The following is a 25675-nucleotide window of genomic DNA, read 5'->3' as shown; positions in this document are numbered from 1 at the left end:
GAACGGGGATTTCGGTGAACTCCATCACCGCCCGACGGCGCCATCCCCTCGCGCGAGTCGCCGTCGTGGCGCTCGCGCTGGGCCTGCTCGGCGGCGGCTACGCGCTCACGGCGCCGAACGGCAGCACCGCGGACGCCGCGATCGCGTCCGGCAAGGCCGACGACGTGGCGCAGGGCAAGAGCCTGTTCGTGGCGCACTGCGCGAGCTGCCACGGCTTGAACGCCGAGGGCACCAAGAAGGCTCCGACGCTCATCGGCGTCGGAGCCGCCGCTGTGAACTTCCAGGTGAGCAGTGGCCGCATGCCCGCCGCCGACGCGGGTCCCCAGGCTCCGCGCAAGCCGCGCGCGGAGTGGGCGACCGACCAGGCCGTCGACCAGCTCGCGGCGTACGTCCAGTCGCTGGGCGGCGGCCCGACGGTGCCCAGCGCCGAGCAGGTCGACCCGGCCAAGGGTGACCCGGCCAAGGGCGGCGAGCTCTTCCGCGCCAACTGCATCCAGTGCCACAACTTCGTGGGCGCCGGCGGCGCGCTGACCTACGGCAAGTACGCGCCGCCGCTGAACCCGGCGACGCCGACGCAGATCTACGAGGCGATGGCCACCGGCCCGCAGGCGATGCCGGTGTTCAACGACTCCACGATCACGCCGGAACAGAAGCGCGACATGATCGCGTACATCACCCACGTGCGGTCGCAGGTCGACCCGGGCGGTTCGGGTCTGGGCCGCATCGGCCCCGTCACCGAGGGCCTTGTAGCGTGGGTCGTGGGTCTCAGCCTCCTGATCCTGGCCTCCATCTGGATCACAGCGAAGAAGCGACGGGCGGCATGACAGAGCAGAACGAGTACCCCGAGAGCGGCCGGGTGCGCGCCCGCGTCATCGGCACTCCGCCCGCGGACGCGCCGATCGTCGACACCGACCCGATCCACGCCCCCGAGGGCGTTCCGGGCGTGATCCCGCAGGACCCGGTCAAGGCCCGCAAGGCCGAGCGCCTCGTCGCGCTGCTGTTCCTGGTCACCTTCCTGGCCGGGGCCGGCTTCATCGCCTCGTACGTGATCTTCCAGGTCGGCACGATCGACAAGACGGCCGCCTCGAACTTCGCGCTCGGCGGCACCCTGGCCCTGGCCCTGCTCGCGCTGGCCGCGGGACTCACGGTCTGGGTACGGCAGATCATGCCGAAGTACAACCTCGTCCAGGAGCGCCACGACATGCGCTCCGACGACGGCACGCGTGAGTACGTCAAGGAGACCTTCGTCCAGGGCGCCGACGAGAGCGGGTTCGTCAAGCACCGGCTGCTGCGCCGCACGCTGCTGCTGGCCGCCGCTCCGCTGGGCCTGGCCCCGCTGGTGCTGCTGAAGGACCTCGGCCCGCTCCCCGGGACCGCGCTCAGGCACACCGTCTGGGGTGAGCCCACCAAGGACGGCAAGCCGCGCCGCCTCGTGGTCGAGGGCTCCGGCCAGCCGATCCGCGCGGCCGACTTCAACTCGCCCGGCGGCATTCTCTCCGTGGTCCCCGAGGGCTACGAGGAGGACCTGAACGCGCTGGCCAAGGCGACGCTGATCCTGCTCAAGTTCCGGCCGGAGGAGCTCAAGTCCGGCACGAACCTGAACTGGACGCACGACGGCATCGTCGCCTACTCCAAGATCTGCACCCACGTGGGCTGCCCGGCGGCTCTCTACGAGCAGACGACGCACCACATCCTCTGCCCGTGCCACCAGTCGACCTTCGACGCGGCGGACGGAGCGAGGGTCGTCTTCGGCCCCGCCGCCCGGCCGCTGCCGCAGCTCCCCATCGGAATCGACGAGGAGGGCTACCTCGTCGCGAAGTCCGACTTCAAGGTCCCCGTCGGTCCCAGCTTCTGGGAGCGCGGCGACGCTGAAGCCGAAGCTAGGGAGAACGCATCATGAACGCTCCCCCGAAGGCCATCGCAGGCGCCTCGACGTTCGTCGACGACCGCATCGGCGCGGGGAACTTCCTCAAGCGCAACCTGAGGAAGATCTTCCCCGACCACTGGTCGTTCCTCCTGGGGGAGATCGCGCTCTACTCGTTCGTCATCCTGCTGCTGACCGGTACGTTCCTGACGTTCTGGTTCAAGCCGGGTATGGCCGAGGTCACCTACACCGGCAACTACGCCCCGCTGTACGGGGTGAAGATGTCGGAGGCCTACGCCTCGGCGCTGAACATCAGCTTCGACGTCCGTGGCGGTCTGCTCATGCGGCAGATCCACCACTGGGCGGCGCTGCTGTTCGTGGGCGGCATGACGGTGCACATGCTCCGCATCTTCTTCACCGGGGCGTACCGCAAGCCGCGTGAGCTCAACTGGATCATCGGCATCCTCCTGCTCTCGCTGGCGCTTCTCGAGGGCCTCACCGGCTACTCCCTCCCCGACGACCTGCTCTCCGGCGCGGGTCTGCGGATCACCCAGGGCGTCGCCCAGTCGATTCCGATCGTGGGCACCTACGTCTCGTTCTTCCTGTTCGGCGGCGAGTACCCGGGCCACGACGTCATCTCGCGGTTCTACTCGATCCACATCCTGCTGATCCCGGGCATCCTGCTCGCGCTGGTCTCGGCCCACATGATCCTCATGTGGGTGCAGAAGCACACGCAGATGCCGGGCAAGAACAGGACCGACAAGAACGTGGTGGGCGCCCCGTTCTACCCCGCCTTCATGATCAAGTCGGGCGCGTTCTTCCTGTTCACGTTCGGCGTCATCGCGCTGCTCGGCACGTTCGCCCAGATCAACCCGATCTGGCTGTTCGGGCCGTACACGCCGGCGGACATCTCGGCCGGATCCCAGCCCGACTGGTACATGGGCTTCCTGGAGGGCGCGCTCCGCCTCATGCCGTCGTGGGAGATCAACTTCCTCGACCACACGGTGACGTTCAGCGTGCTGATCCCGGCGCTGGTGCCGCTGGGCCTCGTCATGACGGGCCTGGCGCTGTATCCGTTCCTGGAGCAGTGGGTCACGGGCGACCGCCGCGAGCACCACATCGCCGACCGGCCGCGCAACAACCCGCACCGCACGGCCATCGGCATCTCGGGCATGACGTTCTACGGCATCCTGTGGCTGCTGGGCGCCAACGACGAGCTGTCGGCGAACTTCCACCTCGACCTGTACAGCACGACCTGGTTCGGACGGTTCGCCATCTTCATCGGCCCGGCCATCGCGTACTGGATCACCTACCGGATGTGCATCGGCCTCCAGCGCAAGGACGCCGAGGTGCTGTCCCACGGCGTGGAGTCCGGCGTCATCAAGCGAATGCCGAACGGCCAGTACATCGAGGTCCACACGCCGCCGGCGGAGGACATCGCCGAGCACATCCGCGGCAAGCAGGAGATCCCGATGCTCGAGAGCGCCGAGGACGGCGAGGGCATCCCGCCCAAGGGCGCCCGCAGCGCCCTCGGCCGGCTCCGGCTCAAGATGAGTCAGGCGTACGGGACCGACCGGGTTCCGCTGACCGACGGCCACCACGAGGAGGGCCACGAGGAGGAGCACGCGGGCGTCGGCGCCGGCGACCGCAAGGAGCTCCACTGACGGGCACCTGACCGACCGGCACGAAGCGGCCCGGCAGGGGGAGACCACTCCCCCGCCGGGCCGTTGTGCTTCCCGCCTCGCGCCATCTGCGCGTATCCGGCTCAGCCGGTCGGGGACACGAGGCCCGTCTCGTAGGCGATGATGACGAGCCGCACGCGGTCGCGGGCGCCGAGCTTGGCGAGCAGCCGCGTCACGTACGTCTTGACGGTGGCGGCGCTGATGAACAGCTCGGCGGCGATCTCCGCGTTGGACAGGCCGCGCCCGACGAGGGTCAGCACCTCGGCCTCCCGCTCGGTGAGCCCCGTGGCCTGACGAGGCCGCGGGCCGGGCGCGGGACGGCCCGCGAACTCCTCGATCAGCCGGCGGGTCACGCGCGGCGCGATCAGGGCCTCCCCGGCGGCGACCACCCGGATGGCGGCGAGGATGTCGTCCAGGGCCATGTCCTTGACGAGGAACCCGGACGCCCCGGCGCGCAGCGCGCCGTGGACGTACTCGTCGTCGTCGAAGGTCGTCAGGACGAGGACCTGGGCGCCGCAGCCCTCGGTGATCAGCCGGGTGGCCTCGATCCCGTCCATGCCGGGCATGCGGATGTCCATCACCACGACGTCGGGCCCGGCCTCCTCTGCCATCCGCACCGCGTCCGCGCCGGTGCCCGCCTCCCCGGCGAGGTCGAGGTCGGGCGCGTCGGCGATCACCATCTGCAGGGCGGCGCGGACCAGCGGCTGGTCGTCGGCGAGCAGCACGCGGACGGTCATCGCACCTCCGCGGGCACGGGCAGCCGGGCCTCGACCCGGAAGCCTCCCTCGGGACGCGGGCCGGCGGCGAAGGTCCCGTGCAGGACGCCGACCCGCTCGCGCATCCCGATCAGGCCGTAACCTTCCCCGCTGTCACCGCCGCGCCCGTCGTCGAGCACCTCGATGCGCACCTCGTCGTCCCGGTAGTCGATCCACACGCGGCACGACGCCGTGCCGGCGTGACGCACCACGTTGGTCACGGCCTCCTGGACGATGCGGTAGGCCGACACGTCGATCTCCGGCGGCAGTGGACGAGGCTCCCCCAGCCGGCGCACGTCGACCCGTACGCCCGCCTGCGTGGTCGTGGCGGCCAGCCGGTCGACGCCGGCGAGGCCGGCGCCCGGTTCCAGAGGCGCCGTCTCCAGGGACGCCGTCTCCAGGGACGCCGTCCCCAGGAGCCCGGGCGACGCCGGACGCCCCTGCCCGGGGCCGCGCAGTCCGCCGAGCATCCGGCGCAGCCCCGACAGCGTCTGGCGGCCTGCCGTCTCGATCTCGCCGAGCGCGTCCCGTGCCCGCTCCGGCTGGGTGTCGATGACCCGCCGCGCGGCGCCCGCCTGCAGGGCGATGACTCCGATGCTGTGGGCGACCATGTCGTGCAGCTCACGAGCGATCCTGAGCCGCTCGTCACTGACCGCCTGGGTCGCCGCCCGGGCGCGCAGCTCCTCGGCATGCTCACGCGACTCACGCACCGAGTTGCCGAGCAGCCAGGCGATGACGGTCGTGAGGGCCACGGCCGTCTCGGACGACACCCCGATCGGCCACCCGCACATCAGCCGCACCGCCAGATGGGCGCCCAGCGTGGCGAGGGCCATGACGACCGCGACGACGCCGGTTCCGCGCGGCCGTTCCGCGGCGATGAAGAACACCGCGACCTCGGCCGCGAGGAACTGCGGCAGCGGAATCTCCGCCACGCCCAGGGGCAACGTCCCGAAAACGGACGCGGCGAGCCCCAGGACCAGAGCCGGCAACGGGCGGCGGCGCAGCAGGGCGCCACAGGCCGGCACGAGTGCGGTGGCCAGCGCCATGTGGACCAGGCCGTCCCAGCGGAAGAACTGCGCCGCCGGCCGCATGGCGGGGTACCACTCTCCGGGCAGCCGCAGTCGCAGCAGGAACGTGACCGCCATGCCCCCGCACCAGGCGAGGACCACCCAGGTCCCGGGCGGCAGCCGCTTCAGGGAGGGACTCGGGGGCGCGACCGGCATGCTCAGAGCGTAGACGAGTGTCCCATTTGCGAGCATCCGACCAGGGGTTTACATCCACGGTCTGACCGGTGTCGCGGCGAATGTCGCTGACAGTCCGATGTGGCGGGGGCGCAGCTCGCGGCACCGTGAATCGGGTGATCGACACCACGCAGCCGACGGGCGCCCACGACCGGCGGCCTTCCCCACTCCCCCTCCCCCGCGGCGGCACGGGCGAACGCCGCCACCCCCGCCCGGCCGGGGGGCGCCTGCGCCGGAGGCTGCTCGCCGCGTTCGTCGCCGCCGCGCTCGCCTTCCCGGTGACCGGTGCGACGCGTCCCGAGGCGGTCGCCGCGCCCGTCCCGCCCCGCCTGCCCCCACTGCGGGCCGTGACGGCCGCGAGCCTGGCCGAGCGGTACGCCGCCACCCGCGGCGCGATCGAGGCGGCGATGCCGACCGCCACGGCCGCCGGTCACCGATGGCGGGCCGCGATGCTGCGGGCGATGGCCGACCCCGCCCGGAGCTTCCTGTCCTTCGACGGCCGCGACGGCGGCCGGGTCGCCGAGGTGTTCGGCGACCTGGCGGCGGCCGACCGGATCGCGGTGATCGTCCCCGGCTCCGGCACCGGCCTCGACACCTACGGACTCCTGCGGGGCGGCTCGATGCGGCTGCAGCGGGCGCTGGGCGGCCGGGGGGCCGTCGTCGCCTGGCTCGGCTACCGGCCCCCGAGCGTCGTGAGTTTCCAGGCGCTGACGACCGGCCGCGCGGACGAGGCCGTCCCCGCACTGCGCGCCTTCGTCCGCGACCTGGCCCGGCTCAGGCCCGCCGCCCGCATCGGCCTGCTGTGTCACTCGTACGGGAGCGTGCTGTGCGGCCGGGCCGCGCACGGTCTGGACGTCGCGGACATCATCCTGTACGGCAGTCCAGGCGCGGGCGTGGACGACGTGGCGGCGATGCGCACCCGGGCGACCGTGTGGGCCGCACGCAGCACCGGTGACTGGGTCGGCGGCCTGCCGCACGCGGCGGTGCGCCTGCCCTTCGCCACGATCGGGCTCGGAGAGGATCCCGTGGACCCCCGGTTCGGCGCCCGGATCTTCGCCGCGGGCGACGGCGGTCACAGCGACTATCTGAAAGACGGATCGCCCGCTCTGACGAACATCGCCCGGATCCTGTCGGGGCATGCTCCCACCGGAGTGAGCCATGCTTCGTGACCTCGTCCAGCGCGTGGAGGCGGCGACACCCGGCGGGCGCGACCGGGCCGTCGACGCGCTGCGCGCCCTCGCCGTCGCCGGTGTGGTGGCCGGTCACTGGCTGGTGACCGCCCCCGTCGCCGACAGCGGCGTGCTGCGCGTCACCAGCCCGTTGAAGTACATGCCGCAACTCGCGCCCGCCTCCTGGCTGCTCCAGACCATGGCCGTGTTCTTCTTCGTGGGCGGGCGGGTGGCCGTCGAGAGCCACGGCCGCGCGCGGGCCCGGGGCGAGGGCCACGGGCGGTGGGCCGCCGCCCGGATGGCCCGCCTGTTCCGCCCGGTGGTGCCTCTGGTGGGGGTGTGGACCGCGGCGGCGGTCGCGATGCTCGCGTGGGGGGCCGATCCGGGGACCGTCTACGCGCTGGTCAAGCTGGTGTGGTCGCCGATGTGGTTCCTGCTGGTCTTCGCCGCTCTGACGGCGGCGACTCCGCTCGCCGCCCGGCTGCACCCGGCGTGGCCGCTCGCCGCCGTCGCGCTGGCCGACCTCGTCAGGTTCGGCCTGGACGGGCCGTCCTGGGCCGGCTGGCTCAACGTGGGGACCGGCTGGCTGGTGCCGTACTGTCTGGGCGCCCTGTGGGCGCGCGGACGGCTGGACGGCCGCCTGACAGGGTGGGCGCTGCTGCTCGGCGGGGCCGCCGCCACCGCCGCTCTCGTCCTGTGGGCCGGCTATCCGGCGTCCATGGTCGGGGTGCCGGGCGCGCCGGTCTCCAACCAGTCCCCGCCCACGGTGGCGGCCGTCGCGTTCGGGCTCGCCCAGTGCGGGGCGGCCCTGGTGCTGTCGGGGCCGCTGCGGCGGGTGCTGCGCCGTCCCGCCGTCTGGGCACCGGTGGCGCTGGTCAACGTCTCCGCGATGACGCTCTTCCTGTGGCACCAGACCGCGATGATCGCGGTCACGGCGGCGGCCCTGCGGCTCGCGGGCGGCGCGCTGCCCGGCCTGCACACCGTCCCCGGCGATCCCGGCTGGGTGGCCGCCCGGCTGGCGTGGCTGCCGGCGTTCGCGGCGGCCCTGGCCGTGTGCTGGGCCGTCTTCCGCCACCACGAGACGCGCCGCCCACACGGCGCTGAAAGGCCGCTCAGAGGGACTCGGCGGGAGCGGCGCGCAGGCGGCTCCGCTTGAGCCATTCCGGCCAGGAGTCCTGCCAGTAGCTCCAGCCGTTGGTCGCCTCCAGCCTGCGCGGCGTCCCGGTCACGATGATCGGGTCGCCGATCAGGGTGTTGTTCTTGAACCACTTGGCGTTCTCCGGGCTGACGTTCACGCAGCCGTGGCTGACGTTGGAGTTGCCCTGGTCGCCCACGGACCACGGAGCGCCGTGGACGTACTCGCCGGTGTTGGAGATGCGGACGCTGTTGTACACGGTCGTCTCGTAGTAGCCGGACTGCCCCGGCGAGGCGTCCGGAGACGTCATGACCGTGACGTCCTCCCTGGACATCGCCACGTGGATGCCGCTGGTGGTGTGGTGGCGGAGCACGTCGCCCATGCCGGCGCTGATCGGCATGTTCTTGATCTGCTTGCCGTCGCGCTCGATCTTCATGTAATGGGTCTGGGTGTTGGCGACGCTGATCTGCGACCGGCCGATCTCGAAGTCCCTGACGTAGTCCTGCTTGCCGTACATGCCCTCGCCGCCTCTGATGCCGGCCAGGCGCGCGGTGACGCGGACCTTCGTGTACGTCGGCCAGTACTTCTCCGGGCGGAAGACGACGTTCTTGTCGTCGATCCAGTGCCAGGCGCCGTCGATGGGCTTGGACGCCCGCACGATCAGGTTGCGCTCGACGGACACGCGGTCGGCGATCGGCTTGTCGAAGGTGATGATGATCGGCATGCCGACGCCGACCTTGAGGCCGGTGTCCTGCTTGTCGGGCAGCAGGGTGGAGATGCCGAAGGTCTTGGCGGCCTGTTTCGTGGTGAAGCGGACGGTCCTGGTCGCCGAGCCGCCGGAGCCCGCCGCCGTCGCCTCGACGCTGTAGGCCGTCCCCGGGGCCATGGAGCGCTCACTGCGCCACTGGGTGCGGTCGGGGCTGAACACGCCCGCTACGGGCTTTCCCGCGGCCTGTACGGCCACGTGGGTGAGCGTGCCGCCCGCCGCGCCGATCAGGATCGGAAGCTCGGGCGGCAGGTCGGCCGCGCCGTCGAGCGGGCTGATGCTGATCGCTGTCCCTGGGCCTCGATCCTCGTCCCGCCCGCCCGACGTGGAACACCCGGCAACCATCACGAGAAGGGCCAGCGCCCCCGCACCAGCACGCACGTCCGTCCCCCTAGCGTCGCTTTCCGGGGGTTATTCCCTGGTGATGTACCGTTCGGGCAGTCCGGGGACCGCATGCCGGCAAAGAACGCGGACGGCCGGTCGGCGAGAACGCCGACCGGCCGTCAGGGGATTCGCGCGATCAGTGCGAGAAGTTGCCCCGGTAGTACTGGAACACGAACCCGATCATGCTCATGACCGTGCAGAACAGGCCGATGAAGAACAGCCACCAGCCGACCGCGAAGCCGAAGAACGTCAGCGCGGCCGACAGGCACACGAACAGCGGCCACCAGCTGTGCGGGCTGTAGAAGCCGATCTCGCCCGCGCCGTCGCTGATCTCGGCTTCCTTGTTGTCCTCCGGCTGGTCGCCGACGCGGCGCGCGGTGAACAGCAGGTAGTAGCCGATCATGAGGGCCAGGCCGACGGAGATCGCCATGGCGGTGGTGCCGGTCGGCTCCTTGGACCAGAACCAGTAGACCACGTCCGCGGCGGCGAAGAAGACGCCGCAGAGCAGGAACATCCATCCCTGGATCTTCATCGGGACTCCTCCACCAGCTCAGGCTTGGCGGTGATGTGCGGGTACTTGAGGTCGAACGCCGGGCGCTCGGACCGGATGCGCGGCAGCGACGTGAAGTTGTGCCGCGGCGGCGGGCAGGAGGTCGCCCACTCGAGCGAGCCGCCGAAGCCCCACGGGTCGTCCACGGTGACCTTGGGCGCCTTACGCCACGTCACCCACACGTTGTAGAAGAACGGCAGGGTGGACAGGCCGAGCAGGAGCGCGCCGGCCGAGGAGACCATGTTCAGGTCGGTGAAGCCGTCGCTCGCCGAGTAGTCGGCGTAGCGCCGGGGGAAGCCGATGACGCCCAGCCAGTGCTGCACCAGGAAGGTCAGGTGGAAGCCGAAGAACAGCAGCCAGAAGTGGAGCTTGCCGAGCTTGTCGTTCAGCATCTTGCCGGTGAACTTGGGCCACCAGAAGTAGAACCCGGCGAACATCGCGAACACCACGGTGCCGAAGACCACGTAGTGGAAGTGGGCCACGACGAAGTAGGTGTCGCTGATGTGGAAGTCCAGCGGGGGCGACGCCAGGATGACGCCGGTCAGGCCGCCGAACAGGAAGGTCACCAGGAAGCCGACCGCGAACAGCATCGGCGCCTCGAACGACAGGTGTCCCCGCCACATGGTGCCGATCCAGTTGAAGAACTTCACTCCGGTCGGCACGGCGATGAGGAACGTCATGAACGAGAAGAACGGCAGCAGCACCTGGCCGGTCACGAACATGTGGTGGGCCCACACGGTGACCGACAGGCCGGCGATGGCGATGGTCGCGCCGACCAGGCCGATGTACCCGAAGATCGGCTTACGGCTGAAGACCGGAAGGATCTCGGTGATGATGCCGAAGAACGGCAGCGCGATGATGTAGACCTCGGGGTGACCGAAGAACCAGAACAGGTGCTGCCACAGCATCGCCCCGCCCGTGGGCGAGTCGAAGATGTGCGCGCCCAGCTTGCGGTCGGCCTCAAGGGCGAGCAGCGCGGCCGCCAGGACCGGGAAGGCCAGCAGCACCAGGATGCTGGTGAGCAGGATGTTCCAGGTGAAGATCGGCATCCGGAACATCGTCATGCCGGGGGCCCGCATGGTGAGGATCGTGGTGATGAAGTTCACCGCGCCGAGGATCGTGCCGAGACCGGACAGCGCCAGGCCGAGGACCCACAGGTCGCTGCCGAGGCCCGGCGAGGTCACCGCGTTCGACAGCGGCGCGTACGCGGTCCAGCCGAACGACGCGGACCCGTTCGGGGTGAAGAAGCCGGAGACGGCGATCGTGCTGCCGAACAGGTAGAGCCAGTAGCTCACCATGTTCAGCCGGGGGAACGCCACGTCGGGCGCGCCGATCTGCAGCGGCATCAGCTCGTTGGCGAAGCCGGCGAACAGCGGCGTCGCGAACATGAGCAGCATGATCGTGCCGTGCATGGTGAACAGCTGGTTGAACTGCTCGTTGGACACGACCTGCAGCCCCGGCTGCGCGAGCTCGGCCCGCATCACCAGCGCCATGAGGCCGCCGATGAGGAAGAACACGAACGACGTGATCAGGTAGAGGTGCCCGATCACCTTGTGGTCGGTCGAGGACAGCCACTTGGCGATGACCGTGCCCTTGGTGTACGGCCGCGCGGCGATGCCGGCCGGTTCCTGGATGGCGGTCACTGCGCACTCCCCGCCTGGCTCTTGATGTACTGGTCGAACTCGGCCTGCGGGACGAGCTTCACGGAGAACAGCATCTTGCTGTGGTCGGTGCCGCAGAGCTCGGCGCATCGGCCGACGAAGACACCCGTCTTGTCGAGCGTCGTGATCTGGAAGCGGTTGTGCACGTTGCCCGGGAAGACGTCCTGCTTGAACAGGAACGCCGGCACCCAGAACGAGTGGATGACGTCGGGCGAGTGCAGGTCGAACTGGACCTGGGTGTTGACCGGCAGCACGAGCTGCGGACCCTGCGGGTTCTCCGCGCTCTGCTTGCTGAGGTCCACGGGCACGCCCGCGACCACGGCCTTCTGGCCCTGGTATTCGGTCGTGAAGCGCCAGCTCCACTGGTAGCCCTCGACGGCCACCTTGACCGGGGCGGCCTTGGTGATCCGCGTGATCTCGGTCTCGTCACGGGCCGTGAAGTAGAAGAAGACCGCGACCATGATGACCGGGACCACCGTGTAGAGGATCTCGATCGGCAGGTTGTAGCGCACCTGCGGAGGCAGCTGATCGGGGCTGTTCTTCTTCTTACGGTGGAAGATGCACGCCCACAGGATCAGTCCCCAGACGACCACGCCGGTGGCGAGAGCCGCGATCCAGCTCCCGTTCCAGAGCGTCTGGACGATGCCGGCCTGCTTGGTGACACCTTCCGGCATGCCCCCACGGGACCACTGATCGATCGCCTGGTTGCTACACGCCGTCCCGGACGCCACCAGCAGCGCCAGGGCGGCGGCTCCGGGCAACCGGCGGCGTGCCCACGGTCGCCGTGTCGTACGGCGGGTCGGACTCACGGATCGCCTACCCCACAGATGAAGCCCAAGAGTTCCTCTCCTGGGCGGTTTTTCCAATTGACCCTTAGGTGAGACCGGCGCCAGTCTTCCGGCCGGTCAGACCTTTACTTGGTTGAGTTCACGCTGGGGGACACATTAGCGCGGACCGGCGCCGCCCCTCTGAGCAGCCCCCGTTAATGTCCTAACTGTGGCCTACCTGGACGCGGCTTCGACCGAACCTCTCCATCCCGCGGCCCGTGACGCCTTGCTGGCGGCGATCGACGCCGGCTGGGCCGATCCCGCCCGCCTGTACGGCACGGCGCGCCGCGCCCAGATGTTACTGGAGCGCGCGAGGGCAGAGGTAGCCGAACTGATCGGCGCCCGGCCCGACGAGGTGTCGTTCACCTCGTCGGGGACGCAGGCCGTGCACCTCGGCGTGCTCGGCACGCTGGCCGGCCGCCGCCGGGCCGGGACCCGCCTGGTGGCGAGCGCCGTCGAGCACTCCAGCGTCCTGCACGCGGGCGCCCTCCACGAGGGCGGCGGCGGCGAGATGGAGATCGTGGGCGTGAGCCGTACGGGCCGGGTGGACGCGGACGCGTTCGCCGAGGCCGTCGCGCGGCCCGGCGCCGCCCTGGCGTGCCTGCAGACGGCCAACCACGAGGTGGGGACCCTCCAGCCGGTCGAGGAGGCGGCGCGGGCCTGCCGTGAGGCGGGCGTGCCGCTGCTGGTCGACGCCGCGCAGTCGGCGGGCCGCCTGCCGCTCCCCGAGGGCTGGTCGGTCCTGACCGCGAGCGCGCACAAGTGGGGCGGACCGGCCGGGGTGGGCGTGCTGGCGGTGCGCAAGGGCGTGCGATGGCGCTCGCCGCTGCCCGAGGACGAGCGGGAACGGCGGCGCGTGCCGGGGTTCGAGAACGTGCCCGCGATCGTGGCCGCCGCCGCGGCGCTGCGCGCCCGGGCCGAGGAGGCGGAGGCCGAGGGACGGCGGCTGTCCGCCCTGGTCGACCGGATCCGCGCCGAGGTGCCCCGCCTGGTGCCCGACGTGGAGGTCGTCGGCGACCCGGTCCTGCGGCTGCCGCACCTCGTCACGTTCTCCTGCCTGTACGTCGAGGGCGAGGCGCTGCTCACCGAGCTCGACAAGGCCGGTTTCGCCGTCTCGTCCGGCAGCTCCTGCACGGCGAGTACGCTTCGTCCATCGCATGTTCTGGAGGCAATGGGCGTGCTTACGCATGGAAATGTGCGGGTATCGCTGCCCCGTGGCGTGTCCGAGGACGACATCGATCGTTTCCTCGCGGTGCTCCCGGACATCGTGCGGCGGATCCGGTCGAGCTTGGGGGTGCACTGATGTGGCGCAGACGGACGGGCGGCGCCCGGCGGTCTCCCGAGGCGGTTCGGGCCGAGCCCGCCGAAGTCGCCGAGCCGGTCCAGCCGGCGGAGCCGCCCGCGCTGACGATCGACGCGCTGGGCCGCAAGTGCCCGATCCCGATCATCATGCTGGCCGAGCGGATCAACCAGGTGGCGACGGGCGGGGTGGTCGCCGTGCTGGCCGACGACCCCGCCGCGTTCACCGACGTCCCGGCCTGGTGCCGGTTGAAGTCACACGAGCACGTGGGGAGCTACGAGCTGCCTCACGGCGGCTGGTCCATCCACGTGCGCCGCAACTACTGAGCGCCCGTCCTCAGGCGTAGTGGCAGCGGGCGTGCCCGCCCACCTCGCCGGCCGCCTCCGAGCCGTACGCCGCGGCGAAGCGCTCCAGGAAGACGCGCTGGCTCAACTCGTACTCCTGGCAGCCGACCTGCTCGAGCACGTGGGTGGCGGTGAGGTTGCCGATCTGGCCGCAGCGCTCCAGGGACAGGCCCCAGGCGAGCCCGGAGAGGAACCCGGCGCGGAAGGCGTCGCCGACGCCGGTCGGGTCGGCCTTGCCCAGCTCGGGCGCCGGCGGGATGTGCAGCGACGGCTCGCCCTTGCGGTCGATCCTGGCGCCCTTGGGCCCGAGGGTGGTCACCCGTACGCCGACCCGGTCGAGGATCTCCTCGTCCGACCAGCCGGTCTTCTGCGCGATCAGGCCCAGCTCGTAGTCGTTGCTGAACAGGTACGCCGCGCCCTCCACGAGCTGGCGGATCTCCTCGCCCGGCATGCGCGCGAGCTGCTGCGACGGGTCGGCGGCGAACGGGATGCCCCGCTGCCGCGCCTCGTCGGTGTGCCGCAGCATCCCCGCCGGATCGTTGGGGCTGATCAGGACGAGGTCGAGCCCGCCGAGTCGGTCGGCGATCGGGCCCAGCTCGATCTCCCTCGCCTCGGCCATCGCGCCGGTGTAGAACGAGGCGATCTGGTTGTGGTCCTCGTCCGTGGTGCACAGGAAGCGCGCCGTGTGGTGCAGCTCGGAGATGTGCACCGAGTCGCAGTCGACGCCGTGGCGCTCCAGCCACGAGCGGTAGTCGGCGAAGTCGGTGCCGACGGCGCCGACGAGGACCGGGGTGAGCCCCAGGCAGCCCATGCCGAACGCGATGTTGGCCGCGCATCCGCCACGGCGGATCTGCAGTTCGTCGACGAGGAACGACAACGAGACCCGGTCGAGCTGCTCGGCGATGAGCTGGTCGCCGAAGCGGCCGGGGAACGTCATCAGATGGTCGGTGGCGATGGAGCCGGTGACGGCGATGCGCACGGGGTCATTCTCCTCGTTGTCAGCATCAGAGAGACAGGGGCGGGGACGTTGATCCCGCCGAACCTACTGAGCGTACCGTCTCGGGCACGACGACGCCCCGCACGGAACAACCCGTACGGGGCGCTCGACCCACCCTCCATCGCGGCACGAGCCCGGCGAGGCTGCCGGGCACGCGCTCGCCGTCAGTTGAACGAGTCGCCGCAGGCGCACGACCCCGTCGCGTTGGGGTTGTCGATGGTGAAGCCCTGCTTCTCGATGGTGTCCACGAAGTCGACCGTGGCGCCGATGAGGTACGGCGCGCTCATCCGGTCGGTGACGACGTTCACGCCGCCGAAGGTGGCGACCACGTCGCCGTCCATCGACCGGTCGTCGAAGAAGAGCTGGTAACGCAGGCCGGAACAGCCACCCGGCTGGACGGCCACCCGGAGCTGCAGCCCTTCCTCGCCCTGCTGCTCGAGCAGGCTCTTGACCTTGGCCGCGGCCGCGTCAGTCAGGATCAGGCCCTGCTGCGTGGTCTCGCTGCTCTCAACCGTCATGTGCTGACTCCCGCGTCTGCGCCAACCGCCCTTCGGGGCGGTCTGATTGGTTCTGACGTCCTACCTAGACGCTACCAACACCCGTGCAGCCCTACACATTCCAGATGCCTCACAGGCAACCGCGCGACGAACCAGGCGAGGTGATGTGTAATGATTAGTCGTCAGTTAGACGATAAGTCCCCGAGGGGGTGTGGTCGTGACGATCACAGAGACTGGCCTTCCGCTTTTCATCCTCGGCCGGGACACCGACCCGCACAGCGAACGCGGCGTCGACTGCCCGGGCGAGCTGCCTCCCGCGTCCGATCCGACCCTCGTGGAACGCGCCCGCGTGGCCAAGGAGCGGCTCGGCGACCGGTTGTTCGTGCTCGGTCACCACTACCAGCGCGACGAGGTCATCCAGTTCGCCGACGTGACCGGCGACTCGTTCAAGCTCGCCCGCGAGGCCGCCGCCCGGCCCGAGGCGGAGTACATCGTGTTCTGCGGTGTCCACTTCATGGCGGAGTCGGCCGACATCCTGACCGGTGACACGCAGAAGGTGGTGCTTCCCGACCTGGCCGCCGGCTGCTCGATGGCCGACATGGCGACCTTCAACCAGGTCGAGGACTGCTGGGACGCCCTGGAGGACGCCGGCATCGCCGACCGGGTCGTGCCGATCACCTACATGAACTCCAGTGCGGACATCAAGGCGTTCTGCGGGCGGCACGGCGGCGCCGTGTGCACCTCCTCGAACGCGAAGCGCGCCCTCGACTGGGCGTTCGAGCAGGGCGAGAAGGTGCTGTTCCTGCCCGACCAGCACCTGGGCCGCAACACGGCCGTGCTGGAGATGGGGCTGTCGCTGGACGACTGCGTGGTCTACAACCCGCACCGCCCGAACGGCGGCCTCACCCGGGAGCAGCTGGAGAACGCGAAGATGATCCTGTGGAAGGGCCACTGCTCGGTCCACGGGCGCTTCTCCGCCGCCTGCGTGGACGAGGTGCGCGCCCGCATCCCCGGGGTGAACGTGCTCGTGCACCCCGAGTGCCGCCACGAGGTCGTGACCAAGGCGGACTTCGTCGGCTCGACCGAGTACATCATCCGCATGCTGGAGGAGGCCCCGGCCGGGTCCTCCTGGGCCGTCGGAACGGAACTGAACCTGGTGCGCCGGCTGGCGAACCGGTTCCCCGACAAGACCATCACGTTCCTCGACCGGACCGTGTGCTACTGCTCCACCATGAACCGCATCGACCTTCCGCACCTGGTCTGGGCGCTGGAGTCGCTGGCCGACGGCGAGGTCGTCAACCAGATCACGGTCGACGCGGACACCACCCACTGGGCCAAGGTCGCCCTCGACCGCATGCTGGCCCTGCCGTAACCGAGGCGCTGCCTTAACCGAGGCCGCCGTGATCGAGGCCGCCGTGATCGAGGCTGGCGTGATCGGGGCACTGTGACGCGGGGCGCCCCCGGGACCTCCCGGAGGCGCCCCGCGTTCTTCCGACCGCGACCGCGGCTTCCGGCCTCACATGCGCGCGCGCTCGCGCCACCAGTCCAGTAGAGCCGTGTCGCCCTCGACCGCGCCGGGCTCGCGCCGTCCCCACAGCGTCAGCATCAGGTCGCCGGTCGTCTCCGCGCGCACGGTGACATCCGCGGTGACATCCGCGGTGACGTCTGCGGTGACGTCCGCGGCCACGTCACCCGGGGCGCCGGACCGCTCGTACGCGAACCCCTCGGGCGTGAGCCGCACCAGCCAGGCCCCGCCCGTCTCCGTCCGCCAGGAGATCGTCTCCCCGTCGCCCCTCAGCTCGGCGATCAGGGGCTGCCACCGGGTGTACGGGAGTATGTCGAAGAACTCCGCCACCCCGTCGGCCGCGACGCCCTCGTCCATCTCCGGGGCGATCCCGAGGGCGATCTCGGCGTCGGCGCGGTGGACGACGGTCTCGTGGAGCTGTCGGCGGGACCAGAACCGGGCGCTGCGGTTCCCCGTCCAGTTCCACACCTCGGTGTCCGGGTCGCGGCCCTTCAGCGCCTCGGCGAGCTGCCCGGCTCCGGCCTCCAGCCAGTCCGCGTGGCCGGCGAAGTCCTCGGGGATGCCGTGGTCCATCGCGGCGCGGTCGTATCGGCGGACGGCGGCGTCGCGCACCATCGCGGCGGCCCACCGGTGGATGGCGCCCGTGTGCTCGACCAGCTCCCTGAGGTCCCACCCCGGGCAGGTCGGCACAGGTGTGGTCCCGTCCCGTCCCCGTACGGCCTCGGCCATCCGGCCGATCTCCGCGGCCGCGGCCTCGGTGTGCCGCAGGTGGGTCCACTCGGTCATGGGGAGCTCCCGAAGGTCAGAGGCCGGGGGCGCCCCAGACGGGAAACCAGCTCGCGAGTTCGGGCTCGATCGTGAGCTCGTGGTCCAGGACGCCGCGCACCTGCAGTTCCAGCGCGTTGTCGCGGCGCGGTTCGCCCACCGGGGCGAAGGGGTAGAACGTGCCGCGCTTGTAGAGATACACGATCGCCAGCTTCCGTCGCGACGGGTCGGCGAAGGTGACGAGCGAGCACAGCAGTGACGGGCCGAACCCCGCCGACTCCAGGGACGAGTTGGCCGCGTGCAGGTCGGTGACGAGCCCGGCCACGTCGGAATTGCGCACCTGCAGCCAGGTGTAGCCGTAGGAGTCCCGGGAGACCTCGACCCTGCCCATCAGGGCCTCGATGTCCTGTTCGAGCCGGGCGAAGGCGCCGCCCTCCGCGGCGCGGAAGCACACCGACCCGGTTCCCGCCGGGGCGAAGCCGGTGGCGGCCTGCAGCGTGACGGCGGCCGACGGCAGGGCGAACAGCGCGTCCAGGTCGGGCCTGGCGGGCTTGGAGCGGCCGAGCAGCGAGTCGAACCAGCCCATCAGCGCCCCCTCATCCGCGGCCCAGCGCGGCGGAGATCCTGGCCAGCTGGTCCAGCCGGCGCTCCAGCGAGGGGTGGGTCGACAGCAGCGAGGCGACGCTCTGGCCCGACAGGGCGGGCGCGAAGAAGAAGGCGTTGAACGGCTGCGCCTCGCGCAGGTCCCTGGTCGGGATCCTGCCGATGTCACCGCTGATCTTGACGAGGGCGCTGGCCAGGGCGCTCGGCTGCTGCGTCAGCAGCGCGCCCGCGCGGTCGGCGGCCAGTTCGCGGTAGCGCGACAGCGCCCGCGTCAGCAGGAAGCTGACGGCGTAGACCAGGCCGGAGACCGCGAAGATGATCAGGCCGACCGGGGGGCCGTTGTCGTTCCTCCGGCCGCCCAGACCGGTGTAGAGCGCGAAGCGCGTCATCAGACCGGCCACGACGCCCAGGAACGAGGCGATCGTCATCACCGCCACGTCCCGGTGGGCCACGTGGGACATCTCATGGGCCAGCACGCCTTCGAGCTCCCGCGCGTCGAGCCTGCGCAGAATGCCGGTGGTCACGCAGACCACCGAGTTCTTCTGGTTGCGTCCGGTGGCGAACGCGTTCGGGATGTCCGAGTCGGCGATCGCCACCCGCGGCTTCGGCATCCCCGCCATCGCGCTCAGCCGGTCGATGATCCCGTGAAGCTCGGGAGCCTCCTGCGGGGAGACCTCCCGCCCGTGCATCGCGAACAGCGCGATCTTGTCGGACAGGAAGTACTGCGCCAGCAGGAGACCCCCGGCGATCAGGAGCACGGTGACCGCACGTACGCCCACCGCGACCAGGACCGCCACGAACGCGACATAGAGCAGCCCGAGCAGGAACATCGTCACGGTCATCCGGACGGTGAGGCCGCGATCAGGGGCGAAGCGCGTGGAGGCCATCAGCCAGGGATGAGCCCGGTGTCCCCGAGCATCTCCCGCACTTCCTCGATCGAGGCGTCGGCCGGCGGCAGGATCAGCTCGGACGGCTCCAGCGAGTCGTCCGGCAGGGCCTTGCCGACGTGACGCACCTTGTCGAGGAGCGCGTGCAGCTTGGTGCGGAACTCGGTCTCGTCGTCCGACTCGATCGCGGCCTCCAGCTCGCTGTCGAGCTCGTTGAGGACGTCGATGTCGGCGGCGCCGATCTCGACCTGGCCCTCACCCATGATTCTGACGATCACAGTCCCTCCCCCGGCTGGCGCAGCTGCTGCGTGTGCTGCTGGTTGGACGGGGCGGCCTGGCCCTGCTGGCCCTGCTCGATCGCGCTCCTGGGCGCCGGGCCCTGGCCGAGCTCGGCCTTCATCTTGGCGAGCTCCAGCTCGACGTCCGAGCCGCCGCCCATGCGGTCGAGCTCCGCCTGGATGTCGTCGCGCTGCCCGGTGAAGTCGTCGAGTGCGCCGCTGGCGAGCAGCTCGTCGATCGCGCCGGCGCGCGCCTGCATCTGCGCGGTCTTGTCCTCGGCCCGCTGGATGGCCAGGCCGACGTCGCCCATCTCCTCGGAGATGCCGGAGAACGCCTCGTTGATCCGCGTCTGGGCCTCGGCCGCCGTGTAGGTGGCCTTGATGGTCTCCTTCTTCGTGCGGAAGGAGTCGACCTTGGCCTGGAGCCGCTGGCTGGCGAGGGTGAGCTTCTCCTCCTCGCCCTGGAGGTTGCTGTACTGGATGCGCAGGTCGGCGATCTGGGCGTTGAGACCGTTGCGGCGGGTCAGCGCCTCGCGGGCCAGATCCTCGCGCCCGGCCGACAGGGCCTGCCTGCTCTGGTTCTCCAGCTTCGTGGCCTGCCCCTCGAGCTGGTTGATCTGCAGCTCCACCCGCTTGCGGCTGGTGGCCACGTCGGCCACGCCCCGGCGGACCTTCTGCAGCAGCTCAAGCTGGCGCTGATAGGAATAGTCCAGCGTCTCCCGCGGATCCTCCATCTTGTCCAGGGCCTTGTTGGCCTTGGACTTGAAGATCATGGAAAGTCTCTTCATCACGCTCATGCGCGTCGGCCGTCCCCTTCTCCAAGGTTGTGCGTGGGTGACCCCAGCCGTCTCAAACCCCTTGTCAGGCGGCGTAACCGCCTGGGTTCACCCTACGCATAACGCGCGAGGGCGTCACTAAGTTGCACTCCCGGTAGGCTGGGCGACGTGTTCCGACGTCGCACTCAGACCTCAGCGGAGGACTCCCCCGTCCCTGTAGAGGATCCTAAGCCCCACGGCACCCCGGGTAAGGGCCGTCCCACTCCCAAGCGGAGCGAGGCGCAGGGCCGCCGCCGCTCCCCGGTGACCGCTCCTGCCAACCGCAAGGAGGCCTACCGTCTGGCGCGCGAGCGCGACAAGGCGCTGCGCGGCAAGCAGCGCGACGCCATGCTGCGCGGCGACGAGCGGGCGCTTCCGGCACGCGACCGCGGCCCGGTGCGCAAGTTCGCGCGCGACTGGGTGGACTCGCGGCGGCTGCCGGGGCAGTACTTCCTGCCCGTCGTGTTCGTCATCATGCTGCTGTCGATGGTGCCGTTCCCGATCCCGGTCCGCTCGGCCGTCATGCTGCTTTACACGCTGTCCCTGCCGGTCGTGATGGTGCTCGTGCTGGCGAGCTCGTTCTACGTGGCCGGGAGGGTGAAGAAGGAGGCGGCGGCGAAGTTCCCGGGCGAGGACCTCAAGGGCGTGGGCTTCTACGCGGCGATGCGCTCGTCCCAGATGCGCCGCCTGCGCTTCCCCAAGCCGACCGTCCTGCCCGGCGGTCTGCCGGTCGCCCTCAAGAACACGGCCGGCGCGAAGAAGTGACCCGCACGGCCGCGTGACCCGGGCAGCCTGACCCCGGATGTCCGGGTTGCCCGGGTTGCCCGGGCGTGGCTCCCCAGGCCGTCCGGCCTGGGCCGCCTCACTTCCACTCGAGAACGCCCTCGCGCACCACGGGGACCCACCCGCCCACGGGGCCGCCCTCGGCGAGGGCGTCCGCCGTGGCCGTGAGCAGCGCGTAATACGACGTCCACTCGTCCTCGAAGTACGGCGTCTCCCAGTCCGCCGAGCCCACCCCGCCCGTGACGGAGTCCGTCACGAGGTAGTCGGCGACGTCGGGGCTGTAGGCGAAGGGGATGCCTCCGCCCATCCGGCAGACCTCGGGCCAGGAGGCGACCAGCTCGCGCGCGCCCATGACCCAGTAATACGGCGAGAGCCGGAACGCCGCCGATCCCCGGGCTCCGTTGTGGCGCAGCAGCGAGGCCCGCAACGAGTCGGGGATGCGCCTCCCCAGCCGCGCCTCGGCCGTCGCCACCAGTCGCCGGCTGGCGGGGCCGTTCAGCGAGGCGTACGTCCTGGGCGCGTGCGCCTTCAGCCATCTCTCTATCCGCCGCCACTGCCGGTTCACCGCGGCCGTCACGCGCCGGGAGACCGGCCGTGCGACTGGAGTCGTGGACCTCTTCCGGACCGCGCATTCGGGAGCGGGGGACGGCGCCGGCGTCACTGCCGCCGCCTCCGCGCCCGCGGGCCCCTCGGACGGCACGGGATTCCGCGCCACGCCGCACGCGGCGGCGAGGCAGGACTCGTCCGGCCGGCCGGCGGACACGCGGTCGCCCGCCGCCGGGCAACCGTCCGCGAGGCAGGGCCCGGCAGGGTCTCCCGCGTACGCCGTCCAGCCGAACGACGCCCCGGGCTCCGGGCTGAACACGGCGTTCTCCAGCAACTGCGACGCGAGCACGAGCAGGCCGAGCCCGACGAGCGCGGCCGTCCAGCGGCGCGCCTTCCGTCCGCGCGGCCGCTCCATCCGGGGAAGCCCGCCGAGGAGGCGCGCGATCGGCGCGCCGGCCTCCGGCCGGTCGTACCTCTCGAGGTCCTCCCTCGTGGGCCAGCCGAGCACGGGCTCGGGGCCGCGCCCGGCCGGCTCCCCCGCCTCTGGCAGCGGGGCGGGCTGCCGCGAATCCGGCGGAGCGGAGTGCGGAGCGGCCGGGACCTGCACGGCGGCGCGGCGCCGGCGGGCGGCGGCGACCAGCCCTACGGCGACACCCGCCACCAGCGCGACGGCCAGAGCCAGCCGTACGGGGCGAGAAACGATCAACCGGCGCACGCCGGGCACATTACCGCGAACCACCCCGGGGGAGTGACGCGATGTCATGTCCTAAGGTCGGACCCATGGAATACCGTCATCTTGGCCGCAGTGGCCTCATGGTCAGCGAGATCAGCTACGGCAACTGGATCACCCATGGGTCCCAGGTGGAGGAGGACGCCGCCGTCGAGTGCGTCCGCGCGGCTCTCGACGAAGGCGTCACGACCTTCGACACCGCCGACGTCTACGCCGGGACCAGGGCCGAGGAGGTCCTCGGCCGGGCGCTGAAGGGCATCCGGCGCGAGTCGCTGGAGATCTTCACCAAGGTCTACTGGCCCACGGGCGAAGGCAAGAACGACCGGGGACTGTCCCGCAAGCACATCATGGAGTCGATCAACGGGTCGCTCCGCCGGCTGCAGACCGACTACGTCGACCTCTACCAGGCGCACCGCTTCGACGCCGAGACGCCCCTGGAGGAGACCCTCCGGGCCTTCGACGACCTCGTACGGCAGGGCAAGGTGCTGTACGTCGGAGTCAGCGAGTGGTCGGCCGACCAGATCGCCCGGGCCCTGAAGATCGCCGACGAGATGGGCTTCGACCGGCTGGTGTCCAACCAGCCGCAGTACTCGATGCTCTGGCGGGTCATCGAGGCCGAGGTCGTGCCGTTGTGCGAGAAGGAGGGCCTGGGCCAGATCGTCTGGTCGCCGATCGCCCAGGGCGTACTGACCGGCAAGTACCTGCCCGGCCAGCCGCCGCCGGCCGGGTCCCGCGCCACCGACCCGTCCGGCTCGGGCTTCATCGGCCGGCTGATGGACGACGAGCTGCTGCGCCGGGTGCAGGACCTCAAGCCGATCGCGGCCGACCTCGGGCTCTCGATGGCCCAGCTCGCCGTGGCGTGGGTGCTGCAGAACCCCAACGTGTCGTCGGCCATCATCGGGGCCACCAAGCCCGAGCAGGTGCGCGACAACGTCAAGGCCGCGGGTGTGAAGCTCGACGCCGAGGTGCTGAAGAAGATCGACGACGTGCTCGGCCCGGTCGTCGAGCGTGACCCGGCCAAGACCGTCAGCCCGCCCACGCGTCCCTGACGCCGTCTCCGGTCCTGCCGGACCGGTGTCGTCGCGGGGGTCGCGACCGCGCCCGTCGCGGTCCCGGCCCCCGCGCGGTTCAGTCGGCGCGCAGGGACATCCCCGAGTATTCGACCCGCTCGTCCTCCATCAGCGACACCTGCTCGACACCGGCCTCGAGCAGCTCGCGCCAGCTCTCCCCCAGCCACGACTCCGCGTCCGACTGGCTGGAGAAGATCTCCCGGGGCAGCGGCCGGTCCGTGACCTCGCCGCCGTTCGCGTCCTCGTAACGCCACCGCCAAATCATGCGCACCCGCTCCTTCGGTTCCTCGCCGCCCCCGCGCCGGGACTTCACGCCGGGGCCGGTGCGGCACAAAGACCGTGCAGCCGGACCCTATCCTCTCTTCCCGGCGTCCAACCTCCCCCGCCGACGCGGGGCCGCCCGGCGACACGGACGCGGAAAGGCAGCGGCATGGAGATCCGCCTGGAGGGAACCGGCGGCCCGGAGGGCTGGCCCGTCCCCGGCTGTCCCTGCGCGTCCTGCGGCCGGCTCGCCCCCGGCCACCGGCGTCCGTCGTCCATCGTGCTCGACGGCCGCGTACGGGTCACCGACGCCCGCCTGCCCGCCGGGTACGCGGTCCGCGACACGGCCGACGGGCGCGAGGTCACCGGGCCCGGCGGCGGCCGGCTGCTGTACGCCGCGGGGCCCGCCACCGGGTCACCCGGGCGGGACGCCGACGGGCCCTTCGACGCGGTGCTCATGGACCTGCCCGACCGTCCCGAGCGGCTGGGGGACCTGCGCCGCCGCGGACGGGTCACGCCCGCGACACGGATTATCGCGGTGCACCTCGACCACCGCGTTCCCGCGGAGAGCGAGCTGGGCCGCCGGCTCGGTTTCTGGGGCGCGGCGGCCGTCCCCGACGGAACCGTCGTGGACACGGCGACCACGGAGACGACCACGGAGGCGACCCCGCCGGTGCGGCCCCGCCGGACGCTGCTGCTGGGCGGGTCGCGGTCGGGCAAGTCCGAGGAGGCCGAGCTCCGCCTGGCCGCCGAACCCGAGGTGACCTACGTCGCCACCGGTCCCTCGGGCGGTGACGACCCGGCCTGGCTCGCCCGCGTGCGCGCCCATCGCGAACGGCGCCCGGCGCACTGGCGGACCGCGGAGACGACCGACCTCGTGTCCGTCCTTTCCGGCGGTCCGGGGACGTTGCTCGTCGACGGGCTCGGCACCTGGCTCGCCGCCGTGTTCGACGAGTGCGCCGCCTGGCCCGACGCCGCGCCCTCGGCCGGTCACCGCGCCGCACTCGATCGGGTGGCGGAGCGGTGCGACGCGCTCGCGGCCGCCTGGCGCGGCACCCGCGCCCACGTGGTGGCGGTGAGCGACGAGGTGGGCCTCGGGGTGATCCCGGCCACCCCCGCAGGACGGCTGTTCCGCGACGCGCTCGGCCGCCTCAACCAGGCCCTCGCCCGCGAGTCCGAGGACGTCGCCCTGGTGGTCTCCGGCCGGGTCGTCCCGCTGCCCCTTTGACAACTACGATCTCCCCTCGTGCCCGATGAACCCTCCCCCGCACCCGGCCCCGTACGCGGCCCCGGCGCGGCCTGGCGGCTCGCGGTCGGGACACTCACCGTCTTCCCCGTGCGGCCGGTAGAGGTCGACCGCGCCGTGGCGGGACGCGCGATGTCGCTCGCGCCGTTCGTCGGCCTGCTGCTCGGCGTGGTCGCCGCCGTGGTGCTCGTGGTCGCCGGCGCGGTGTCGGGCTCGCAGTTGCTCGGTGCCGTCCTCGCCGTGGGCATGCTGGCGTGGCTGACTCGGGCGCTGCATCTGGACGGCCTCGCGGACCTGGCCGACGGGCTCGGCAGCGGCAAGCCGGCCGACGGCGCTCTCGACGTGATGAAGCGCTCCGACATCGGCCCGTTCGGGGTGGTCGCCCTTGTGATCACCCTGCTCGTGCAGGTGGCCGTGCTGGCGCGGGACGGCGAGGTGGCCTGGGTCGTGCTGGTGGCGGCCGCGGCGACCGGCAGGCTGGCCGTCACGTGGGCCTGCCGCGAGGGCGTGCCCGCCGCCCGTCCCACCGGCCTCGGCGCGCTCGTCGCCGGCACCGTACGGCGCGGCGCCGCGCTCGGGGCCACCGCCGCGACGGCGGCCGTCGTGGTGGTGCTCGCCCTCGTGGCGGCCGCCGGCCCGTCGCTGCTGGACTACTGCTGGCCGTTCGATTGGCCGTTCGATTCGACGCCCGCCTTCGGCGCCGTCGGCTATTCCGTCCGGGACCTGTCCCCGGGAATCATCTACGAGGGCACCGCCGACGCGGGTCTGCGGCCCGCGTGGCTGCTGCACCGCCTGTCGGACGATCCGTACGTCATCACGACGGCCGGGCTGCTGCTGGCGATGGCCGCCGGGCTGGGGGCGGCCGCGCTGCTGCGCCGCCGGGCCGTACGGCGGCTGGGCGGCGTCACCGGCGACGTGCTCGGCGCTCTGGTGGAGACGGCCACGACCGTCACGCTGCTGGTCGCCGCCCTGCTGCTGTGAGGGGCGTGGACGC

At 71.4% G+C, this 25675-nt stretch carries 27 protein-coding genes; 12 read left to right on the top strand and 15 right to left on the bottom strand.

Annotated features, from left to right (window positions below):
• The first annotated feature begins 14 nt into the window (after nucleotides 1-14).
• The 3 genes from qcrC to qcrB are packed head-to-tail and all read left to right on the top strand — an operon-like array spanning nucleotide 15 to nucleotide 3528.
• Nucleotides 15-824 carry a cytochrome bc1 complex diheme cytochrome c subunit gene (gene qcrC / locus BXA11_RS01090; RefSeq protein WP_076431984.1) on the top strand — a complete coding sequence of 270 codons (810 nt, stop codon included), beginning with the start codon at nucleotides 15-17 and terminating at the stop codon, nucleotides 822-824.
• Nucleotides 821-1900, top strand: coding sequence for a cytochrome bc1 complex Rieske iron-sulfur subunit (gene qcrA, locus BXA11_RS01085; protein WP_076431982.1), 1080 nt, complete (start codon nucleotides 821-823; stop codon nucleotides 1898-1900). The genes qcrC and qcrA overlap by 4 nt, the downstream gene beginning before the upstream one ends.
• A complete protein-coding gene (qcrB, locus tag BXA11_RS01080) occupies nucleotides 1897-3528 on the top strand; it encodes a cytochrome bc1 complex cytochrome b subunit (protein WP_076431980.1) in 1632 nt (543 codons plus the stop codon). Before qcrA ends, qcrB begins: the two co-directional genes overlap by 4 nt.
• A 101-nt stretch (nucleotides 3529-3629) precedes the next feature.
• Here the strand turns inward: qcrB and BXA11_RS01075 are convergent, their stop codons facing one another.
• On the bottom strand, nucleotides 3630-4283 hold the full coding sequence (locus BXA11_RS01075) for a response regulator (protein ID WP_076431978.1): 654 nt from the start codon (nucleotides 4281-4283) through the stop codon (nucleotides 3630-3632).
• Complete coding sequence (locus tag BXA11_RS01070) at nucleotides 4280-5524, bottom strand: sensor histidine kinase (protein WP_076431976.1); 1245 nt, start codon at nucleotides 5522-5524, stop codon at nucleotides 4280-4282. Before BXA11_RS01070 ends, BXA11_RS01075 begins: the two co-directional genes overlap by 4 nt.
• Nucleotides 5525-5658: 134 nt before the next feature.
• On the opposite strand from BXA11_RS01070, the gene BXA11_RS01065 reads away from it, so the two are divergent.
• Both BXA11_RS01065 and BXA11_RS01060 read left to right on the top strand, forming a co-directional pair.
• Nucleotides 5659-6711 (top strand): alpha/beta hydrolase, encoded by a 1053-nt coding sequence (locus BXA11_RS01065; RefSeq protein WP_275409671.1) that lies wholly within the window; start codon nucleotides 5659-5661, stop codon nucleotides 6709-6711.
• Entirely contained in the window at nucleotides 6701-7867 is a 1167-nt protein-coding gene (locus BXA11_RS01060; RefSeq protein ID WP_076431974.1) for an acyltransferase family protein, read from the top strand. The genes BXA11_RS01065 and BXA11_RS01060 overlap by 11 nt, the downstream gene beginning before the upstream one ends.
• Here BXA11_RS01060 and BXA11_RS01055 read toward each other — a convergent pair.
• The 4 genes from BXA11_RS01055 to ctaC form a co-directional block, all read right to left on the bottom strand.
• Nucleotides 7824-8993, bottom strand: coding sequence for a L,D-transpeptidase (locus tag BXA11_RS01055; protein WP_076431972.1), 1170 nt, complete (start codon nucleotides 8991-8993; stop codon nucleotides 7824-7826). The genes BXA11_RS01060 and BXA11_RS01055 overlap by 44 nt on opposite strands.
• A 139-nt stretch (nucleotides 8994-9132) precedes the next feature.
• A complete protein-coding gene (locus BXA11_RS01050; protein ID WP_030508895.1) occupies nucleotides 9133-9528 on the bottom strand; it encodes a cytochrome c oxidase subunit 4 in 396 nt (131 codons plus the stop codon).
• On the bottom strand, nucleotides 9525-11189 hold the full coding sequence (gene ctaD, locus BXA11_RS01045) for an aa3-type cytochrome oxidase subunit I (protein WP_030508894.1): 1665 nt from the start codon (nucleotides 11187-11189) through the stop codon (nucleotides 9525-9527). Before ctaD ends, BXA11_RS01050 begins: the two co-directional genes overlap by 4 nt.
• Nucleotides 11186-12016 (bottom strand): aa3-type cytochrome oxidase subunit II, encoded by an 831-nt coding sequence (gene ctaC, locus BXA11_RS01040; RefSeq protein ID WP_030508893.1) that lies wholly within the window; start codon nucleotides 12014-12016, stop codon nucleotides 11186-11188. The genes ctaD and ctaC overlap by 4 nt, the downstream gene beginning before the upstream one ends.
• Nucleotides 12017-12203: 187 nt before the next feature.
• Here ctaC and BXA11_RS01035 point away from each other — a divergent pair, with 187 nt between their 5' ends.
• Together BXA11_RS01035 and BXA11_RS01030 are read left to right on the top strand one after the other, a co-directional pair.
• Nucleotides 12204-13337: a cysteine desulfurase family protein gene (locus tag BXA11_RS01035; protein ID WP_076431970.1), complete on the top strand. Its 1134-nt coding sequence runs from the start codon at nucleotides 12204-12206 to the stop codon at nucleotides 13335-13337.
• A 101-nt stretch (nucleotides 13338-13438) separates the two neighbouring features.
• Entirely contained in the window at nucleotides 13439-13660 is a 222-nt protein-coding gene (locus BXA11_RS01030) for a sulfurtransferase TusA family protein (RefSeq protein WP_076432429.1), read from the top strand.
• A 10-nt stretch (nucleotides 13661-13670) separates the two neighbouring features.
• Here BXA11_RS01030 and BXA11_RS01025 read toward each other — a convergent pair whose 3' ends face one another.
• Together BXA11_RS01025 and erpA are read right to left on the bottom strand one after the other, a co-directional pair.
• Nucleotides 13671-14657: a carbohydrate kinase family protein gene (locus BXA11_RS01025; protein ID WP_076431968.1), complete on the bottom strand. Its 987-nt coding sequence runs from the start codon at nucleotides 14655-14657 to the stop codon at nucleotides 13671-13673.
• A gap of 182 nt (nucleotides 14658-14839) precedes the next feature.
• Entirely contained in the window at nucleotides 14840-15193 is a 354-nt protein-coding gene (gene erpA / locus BXA11_RS01020; RefSeq protein ID WP_030508889.1) for an iron-sulfur cluster insertion protein ErpA, read from the bottom strand.
• 196 nt (nucleotides 15194-15389) lie between these two features.
• Between erpA and nadA the strand changes: the two genes are divergently transcribed.
• Complete coding sequence (gene nadA, locus BXA11_RS01015) at nucleotides 15390-16544, top strand: quinolinate synthase NadA (protein WP_197042676.1); 1155 nt, start codon at nucleotides 15390-15392, stop codon at nucleotides 16542-16544.
• A gap of 144 nt (nucleotides 16545-16688) precedes the next feature.
• Here nadA and BXA11_RS01010 read toward each other — a convergent pair whose 3' ends face one another.
• The 5 genes from BXA11_RS01010 to BXA11_RS00990 are packed head-to-tail and all read right to left on the bottom strand — an operon-like array spanning nucleotide 16689 to nucleotide 20027.
• Nucleotides 16689-17483 (bottom strand): maleylpyruvate isomerase family mycothiol-dependent enzyme, encoded by a 795-nt coding sequence (locus tag BXA11_RS01010; RefSeq protein WP_076431966.1) that lies wholly within the window; start codon nucleotides 17481-17483, stop codon nucleotides 16689-16691.
• 16 nt (nucleotides 17484-17499) lie between these two features.
• On the bottom strand, nucleotides 17500-18048 hold the full coding sequence (gene pspAB / locus BXA11_RS01005; RefSeq protein WP_030508886.1) for a PspA-associated protein PspAB: 549 nt from the start codon (nucleotides 18046-18048) through the stop codon (nucleotides 17500-17502).
• Nucleotides 18049-18058: 10 nt separating this feature from the next.
• Nucleotides 18059-18952 (bottom strand): zinc metalloprotease HtpX, encoded by an 894-nt coding sequence (gene htpX / locus BXA11_RS01000; RefSeq protein ID WP_076431964.1) that lies wholly within the window; start codon nucleotides 18950-18952, stop codon nucleotides 18059-18061.
• The gene (gene pspAA / locus BXA11_RS00995; RefSeq protein WP_030508884.1) at nucleotides 18952-19230 is read right to left on the bottom strand and encodes a PspA-associated protein PspAA; all 279 of its coding nucleotides are present in this window, start codon (nucleotides 19228-19230) and stop codon (nucleotides 18952-18954) included. The genes htpX and pspAA overlap by 1 nt, the downstream gene beginning before the upstream one ends.
• A complete protein-coding gene (locus BXA11_RS00990; RefSeq protein ID WP_030508883.1) occupies nucleotides 19227-20027 on the bottom strand; it encodes a PspA/IM30 family protein in 801 nt (266 codons plus the stop codon). The genes pspAA and BXA11_RS00990 overlap by 4 nt, the downstream gene beginning before the upstream one ends.
• 147 nt (nucleotides 20028-20174) lie before the next feature.
• Here BXA11_RS00990 and BXA11_RS00985 point away from each other — a divergent pair, with 147 nt between their 5' ends.
• Nucleotides 20175-20810 (top strand): DUF3043 domain-containing protein, encoded by a 636-nt coding sequence (locus BXA11_RS00985; protein ID WP_030508882.1) that lies wholly within the window; start codon nucleotides 20175-20177, stop codon nucleotides 20808-20810.
• Nucleotides 20811-20907: 97 nt separating this feature from the next.
• Here BXA11_RS00985 and BXA11_RS00980 read toward each other — a convergent pair whose 3' ends face one another.
• On the bottom strand, nucleotides 20908-22089 hold the full coding sequence (locus tag BXA11_RS00980) for an SMI1/KNR4 family protein (protein ID WP_143734036.1): 1182 nt from the start codon (nucleotides 22087-22089) through the stop codon (nucleotides 20908-20910).
• Between the two features lie 65 nt (nucleotides 22090-22154).
• Here BXA11_RS00980 and BXA11_RS00975 point away from each other — a divergent pair, with 65 nt between their 5' ends.
• A complete protein-coding gene (locus BXA11_RS00975; RefSeq protein ID WP_030508880.1) occupies nucleotides 22155-23153 on the top strand; it encodes an aldo/keto reductase family protein in 999 nt (332 codons plus the stop codon).
• 79 nt (nucleotides 23154-23232) lie between these two features.
• On the opposite strand, the gene BXA11_RS00970 is transcribed toward BXA11_RS00975, so the two are convergent.
• Nucleotides 23233-23439, bottom strand: a complete 207-nt coding sequence (locus BXA11_RS00970) for a hypothetical protein (RefSeq protein ID WP_030508879.1) — start codon at nucleotides 23437-23439, stop codon at nucleotides 23233-23235.
• Nucleotides 23440-23604: 165 nt separating this feature from the next.
• Between BXA11_RS00970 and BXA11_RS00965 the strand changes: the two genes are divergently transcribed.
• Entirely contained in the window at nucleotides 23605-24663 is a 1059-nt protein-coding gene (locus tag BXA11_RS00965; protein ID WP_076431960.1) for a bifunctional adenosylcobinamide kinase/adenosylcobinamide-phosphate guanylyltransferase, read from the top strand.
• A gap of 18 nt (nucleotides 24664-24681) precedes the next feature.
• Complete coding sequence (locus tag BXA11_RS00960; protein ID WP_083743862.1) at nucleotides 24682-25662, top strand: adenosylcobinamide-GDP ribazoletransferase; 981 nt, start codon at nucleotides 24682-24684, stop codon at nucleotides 25660-25662.
• The last annotated feature ends 13 nt before the right edge of the window (nucleotides 25663-25675 follow it).

The sequence above is a fragment of the Microbispora rosea genome (assembly GCF_900156315.1).
In the GTDB taxonomy this organism is placed as follows: domain Bacteria; phylum Actinomycetota; class Actinomycetes; order Streptosporangiales; family Streptosporangiaceae; genus Microbispora; species Microbispora rosea.
The sequence above is the reverse complement of the archived record's forward strand: the minus strand, read 5'-3'. Positions and strand labels throughout refer to the sequence as shown.

Bases quoted from the DNA above. Each gene is read 5' to 3' on its own strand.
- BXA11_RS00975 (WP_030508880.1), top strand. From the start codon at position 22,155: ATGGAATACCGTCATCTTGGCCGCAGTGGCCTCATGGTCAGCGAGATC.
- BXA11_RS00990 (WP_030508883.1), bottom strand. From the start codon at position 20,027: ATGAGCGTGATGAAGAGACTTTCCATGATCTTCAAGTCCAAGGCCAAC.
- qcrA (WP_076431982.1), top strand. From the start codon at position 821: ATGACAGAGCAGAACGAGTACCCCGAGAGCGGCCGGGTGCGCGCCCGC.
- pspAB (WP_030508886.1), bottom strand. From the start codon at position 18,048: ATGGGCTGGTTCGACTCGCTGCTCGGCCGCTCCAAGCCCGCCAGGCCC.
- BXA11_RS01010 (WP_076431966.1), bottom strand. From the start codon at position 17,483: ATGACCGAGTGGACCCACCTGCGGCACACCGAGGCCGCGGCCGCGGAG.
- BXA11_RS00970 (WP_030508879.1), bottom strand. From the start codon at position 23,439: ATGATTTGGCGGTGGCGTTACGAGGACGCGAACGGCGGCGAGGTCACG.
- htpX (WP_076431964.1), bottom strand. From the start codon at position 18,952: ATGGCCTCCACGCGCTTCGCCCCTGATCGCGGCCTCACCGTCCGGATG.
- BXA11_RS01060 (WP_076431974.1), top strand. From the start codon at position 6,701: ATGCTTCGTGACCTCGTCCAGCGCGTGGAGGCGGCGACACCCGGCGGG.
- BXA11_RS01050 (WP_030508895.1), bottom strand. From the start codon at position 9,528: ATGAAGATCCAGGGATGGATGTTCCTGCTCTGCGGCGTCTTCTTCGCC.
- BXA11_RS01070 (WP_076431976.1), bottom strand. From the start codon at position 5,524: ATGCCGGTCGCGCCCCCGAGTCCCTCCCTGAAGCGGCTGCCGCCCGGG.
- BXA11_RS00965 (WP_076431960.1), top strand. From the start codon at position 23,605: ATGGAGATCCGCCTGGAGGGAACCGGCGGCCCGGAGGGCTGGCCCGTC.
- erpA (WP_030508889.1), bottom strand. From the start codon at position 15,193: ATGACGGTTGAGAGCAGCGAGACCACGCAGCAGGGCCTGATCCTGACT.
- BXA11_RS01075 (WP_076431978.1), bottom strand. From the start codon at position 4,283: ATGACCGTCCGCGTGCTGCTCGCCGACGACCAGCCGCTGGTCCGCGCC.
- qcrB (WP_076431980.1), top strand. From the start codon at position 1,897: ATGAACGCTCCCCCGAAGGCCATCGCAGGCGCCTCGACGTTCGTCGAC.